Here is a 4,580-nt window from a genome sequence, read left to right as displayed (position 1 = left end):
TTATGATTCACCACTAATGTTAGTCCGTTTAACTGAGAGGAAAACCAAAATGAAAACAACTTATTTAGATATTTTAAAACAACGACGCTCAATTTATAATTTGGGAAAAAATGTAACTTTACCTAAATCTGACATTGACCAATTAATTGAAAGTGCTATTCGGGAATCACCAACTGCATTTAACAACCAATCAACCCGAGCCGTAATCTTATATGGTGAAAAGCACGATCAACTTTGGGACATCGTTGCAAACCGGCTAAAATCTGAAGTGCCAACTGAAAAAGTTTACGCAGGTACAAAACATAAAATTGATACTTTTAAGGCTGGATTTGGAACTATCTTATACTTCACAGATCAAAATGTTGTCGCTGATTTTGAAAAGCAAGCACCGTTATACGCTACAAACTTTCCGTCATGGGCAGAACAAGCCCTTGGTGGCGCGCAACAGAGTGTGTGGACAGCTTTAGCCGAAAATGAAATTGGTGCAAATTTACAACACTATAATCCCCTCATTGATGGCGAAGCCCGAATCGCTTTTGATATTCCTGCAAATTGGGTTTTACGCGCTGAAATGCCATTTGGATCAATTGAAGCTCCGGCCGCTGCCAAAACGTACATGAAAGATGACGAACGGTTCCGCGAACTTAAATAGAATAACAACCTTTAAGTATCTCTAAACCTGCCATTAATACTGGAAATGTTTGAGATGCTTTTTAATATAATAAATAACTTGGCACTAATCAGATGAATATCTTACAATGAGAACAATCATTAAAAAAGGAAGCTATCATATGACAACTTTTACACTTATTTTGGCCGCTTTGATCGGTTTCGAACATTTAACAATTATGTTATTGGAAATGTTTGCCGGACCCCACACTCAATCTCAGGCCTTTGATATGCCGTTTGACTTTGTTAAACAACCTAATACCCGCATTGCCTTGGCAAATCAAGGCATTTATAACGGAGCCCTCGGATTACTAATCATTAGTACATTATTCTTCTTTAGTGGCACTACTTTACTGACGATAATGCGCCTCTTAATGCTTTTCGTGATGATCGTTGGTGCTTATGGTGGGTTAACGGTTACCAAAAAAATCTTTGGCCTTCAGTTATTACCAGCCACAATTGTTTTCATTTTACTATTTTTATAATTTTTTTCATGGCCCAAATCAAAGAAGCGTACTCACTGTGAGATTTCCATCTCTCTTTAAGTACGCTTTTGTTTTATTTTAGACAAAAAAAGAATCCAAGATCTTCTCATTTCTTGGATTCCCTATGAGGAAGTACCCCAACCAATTACTTGTATTTGCTTTGAAATAACCTTACACCTTCATAACTATCTATTTTGCTTCGTAAAACCTCACAGATTACGCTTCAAACACCAAATCTCCTAGTCTTACTAATTATCTTTATCGATCTGCGCTCTAGCCCACTCGATTTACTCATTTTTATATCTACTGTTGCGATTCAAGTAGTCTCCTACTGATTCCACACTTGTTCGAGCTTCAGCGAGCTTTCCGATCGTTTAAACAGTTTATCTTATCGATGTTGAAATTCCTCCAACAAAATTCTTGTTCCTGTCGCTAACTGTCTATCTTCGTTACAATCTCAGACTTTATCTTTACATCGCGTCTGTAGATGATGTTTTTAAATATTCGTTTACTAGATTGGCCCAAATTTAACCAGCTAGCATCAAACTGAGAAGAACTTTCTGGTTGGGGAGTTATCCCCTTCCTCAACTCTTATAATAGCACGGTGTGCAATCGGTTACAATTAAATTGCTCACCCTATTTTCCTATTTGTTTTCGCCACTGATCTTCAGTAATGGCATACAACACATCATCCACCGTTCGTCCTTTTAGTTGTGTATTATTGTGCAACACACCTTCCTTTTGCATACCAATCTTCTGCATGACACGTCCAGACTTTGGATTTTCTGAACAATGTAGCGCCTCAATTCGTTTCAGTCCTAGCTCTGCAAATCCAAGTCGTAAAACACGAGTTGCAGCTTCCGGTGCATACCCGTTTCCCCAATTCTCACGTCCAATTGCATAGCCAATTTCCGCTTTTAAATCTGGTGCATCCAAACGAAAATCGATTGTGCCAATTAATTTGTGATTAGCTTTTAGTTTGATCCCCCACTTACCCTGAGGAGATTTGACAAAATAGTTCAAGATTTCCGTTTTTGCTTCCGTCAAATTTTTGTAATAGTCAAATGACAAATACTTCACAGTTTCTGGATCCTTTGCGTAAGCATACATATCTTCCGCATCGTCCACGGTTACCGGACGCAAAACAGTCTTTTTGTTTCTAAACGATTATTCAATAAAAGTTTTTCTTCAATTGTCATTACTAAATCTCCCCGCTAAATTGTAAATACTATACCGTTTGAAAGATTAAAAGTCAATTTGATTTGTTTTCTTACATGTATCAGTCTGCAATATTAGGTTGTTTTTCATTAGAATTAGGTTAAACTAATCCTATAGCATTTTTTATGAAAGAGGTCATTATATGTATATCAACCGAATTAAAAACCTACAAACAAAATTAACCAGTTTAAAAATAGATGGTTTATTGATTGAAAATGAATTCAATCTTCTCTATTTAACTGGTTTTGATGGCCAACAAGGTGATGGCCGTTTAGTCGTCACCCCATCTGGTGCCACCCTCATTACTGATGCACGTTATGAAGAGGATCTCAACGAACGTTTAGAAAATGGCATCCAGCTTGTTATCACGCGGGATTACATGAAAGTTATTACCAAGTTAGTGCACACGCAATCTATCAAAACATTGGGATTCGAAGACACAATCATTTATTCAGATTTCGCCAAACTTGAACAGTTACCCAATTTAAAACTACAAGCCACTGATGGCGTTGTAAATCACTTGAGAGCAGTTAAAGGCCCTGAAGAAATTACTGCCAATACGAAAGCAATTGAACTTTCTGACCAAGGATTTAACTATTTATTAACCCAAATCAAACCCGGATTAACCGAAATTCAAGTTTCTAACATTTTAGATAACTGGATGAAAGCTCATGGGTCAACCGGTGCTTCGTTTGAGACCATTGTTGCTAGTGGCGTCCGTGCAGCCATGCCTCATGGAGCGGCCACAACAAAAGTAATCAATTCTGGCGAAATGATCACCATCGATTTTGGTTACTACGTAAATGGATATACTTCTGATATTACTCGGACAATTGCTTTAGGTGACCCAGATCCTAAACTAAAAGAAATTTACAATATTGTCAAAGTTGCCCAACAAAAAGTAATGGACGCGGTTAAACCAGGAGTTTCTGGTAAAACTTTGGATAAAATTGGCCGTGATTTTATTACTTCTAAAGGCTATGGTAAAGAATTTAATCATGGAATGGGCCATGGCATTGGTTTAGATATTCACGAATATCCTGAAAGTTATGGTGCTATGCCAGCATTCAAAGTTTCACAAAACGAGATTTTAACTGTGGAACCGGGAATCTATGTAAAAGATCTTGGTGGTATTCGGATTGAAGATGATGTTCTAGTTACCGCTTCAGGTTGCCAACGACTTTCTCAAATCACACAAGATTTAATTATTTTATAGTAAAAATGACTGTTTGCTTTGGATTTCAAAATCCATTTCAAACAGTCATTTTATTTTATAGTTTAATGTTTCGCAGTTCGAAGACGGCTTTGCAACCAAGGAACCATCCGACCATAAATAATTCCAGTCGCAAGTCCAACAACTGCCCCCTTAATCAGATTAAATGGTAAAACACCATACAGCACCATTTTAAGGGTTGATAAGTTAATTTGGAAACTTACTAATTTAAAATAAAGCGGCAATAAAACAAACAAATTAGCTAGGCTCATAAACACTGCCATTGATATGGTTCCTACAATAATTCCGCGGATCACATATTTAATTTGTTTACGAATTCCTTCTGTTACATGCTTACGAACCGCATAATAGATTGGCAATGCAAAGCACATTGTGGCTAAGAAATTCGCAATAATACCAATAATGCCAACCATGCTACTGTCTTTTGTAACAATGTCCAGTAGTCCTGCCACGGCCGTTGTGGCAATTCCTGCTCCTGGCCCATACATTAGCATGATGATTAGGATCGGTACATTCGCGAAATCAATTTTCAGGAAACTAAACCCTGGTAAAATTGGAAACCCAAACAACAATAAAATATATGAAATTGCAGCCATCATTGCAATGACCACCAAACGTGTAACATTTTTGCTACCCATGTGAGACATCCTCCTTGAATGACTCATCTCAGGTGACTTATTCGTATTCAAAAAAAAATGGTTCCTTATGCTGAAACAGAGCATAAAGAACCAATTGAATTTAAAGTACACAAATAACCCAATCTTCTTTATCTAGACTTTAACTATCGGTATCGGCATTTCACCGATTCAACCATCACAATGATGGGTCGTGGACTGTATAACCACCGGTCGGGAATTTCACCCTGCCCCTGAAGACGAACCTTATTTAATTTTCAAAAATAATATTACACTACTTATCTAGAAATAACCAGTAATCATTCTTATCGTATGTGTCAAGTTTTCCTAGGTGCCTTA

General features: G+C 37.2%; 5 protein-coding genes and 1 riboswitch. Of the genes, 3 read left to right on the top strand and 2 right to left on the bottom strand.

What is annotated here, in order from left to right:
- The first annotated feature begins 49 nt into the window (after positions 1 to 49).
- Positions 50 to 652: a nitroreductase family protein gene (locus IV84_RS09715; RefSeq protein ID WP_046872288.1), complete on the top strand. Its 603-nt coding sequence runs from the start codon at positions 50 to 52 to the stop codon at positions 650 to 652.
- 139 nt (positions 653 to 791) lie between these two features.
- Entirely contained in the window at positions 792 to 1,154 is a 363-nt protein-coding gene (locus IV84_RS09710; RefSeq protein ID WP_046872289.1) for a DUF1304 domain-containing protein, read from the top strand.
- Positions 1,155 to 1,790: 636 nt separating this feature from the next.
- Here the strand turns inward: IV84_RS09710 and IV84_RS09705 are convergent.
- A complete protein-coding gene (locus IV84_RS09705) occupies positions 1,791 to 2,282 on the bottom strand; it encodes a GNAT family N-acetyltransferase (protein WP_236698839.1) in 492 nt (163 codons plus the stop codon).
- A gap of 232 nt (positions 2,283 to 2,514) precedes the next feature.
- Between IV84_RS09705 and IV84_RS09700 the strand changes: the two genes are divergently transcribed.
- Positions 2,515 to 3,588, top strand: coding sequence for an aminopeptidase P family protein (locus IV84_RS09700; protein ID WP_046872078.1), 1,074 nt, complete (start codon positions 2,515 to 2,517; stop codon positions 3,586 to 3,588).
- A 62-nt stretch (positions 3,589 to 3,650) separates the two neighbouring features.
- On the opposite strand, the gene IV84_RS09695 is transcribed toward IV84_RS09700, so the two are convergent.
- Positions 3,651 to 4,244, bottom strand: a complete 594-nt coding sequence (locus IV84_RS09695) for an ECF transporter S component (RefSeq protein ID WP_046872079.1) — start codon at positions 4,242 to 4,244, stop codon at positions 3,651 to 3,653.
- A 117-nt stretch (positions 4,245 to 4,361) separates the two neighbouring features.
- Positions 4,362 to 4,486, bottom strand: a riboswitch (FMN riboswitch).
- Positions 4,487 to 4,580 lie beyond the last annotated feature (94 nt).

Origin of the sequence: Pediococcus damnosus (assembly GCF_001437255.1) — a bacterium.
Lineage (GTDB): Bacteria > Bacillota > Bacilli > Lactobacillales > Lactobacillaceae > Pediococcus > Pediococcus damnosus.
Note: the sequence above shows the minus strand (reverse complement) of the source record. Positions and strands in the feature narration are given on the sequence as shown.

Excerpts from the sequence above, each read along its gene's own strand:
- IV84_RS09710 (WP_046872289.1), top strand. The coding sequence starts at position 792 with ATGACAACTTTTACACTTATTTTGGCCGCTTTGATCGGTTTCGAACAT.
- IV84_RS09695 (WP_046872079.1), bottom strand. The coding sequence starts at position 4,244 with ATGGGTAGCAAAAATGTTACACGTTTGGTGGTCATTGCAATGATGGCT.
- IV84_RS09715 (WP_046872288.1), top strand. The coding sequence starts at position 50 with ATGAAAACAACTTATTTAGATATTTTAAAACAACGACGCTCAATTTAT.
- IV84_RS09700 (WP_046872078.1), top strand. The coding sequence starts at position 2,515 with ATGTATATCAACCGAATTAAAAACCTACAAACAAAATTAACCAGTTTA.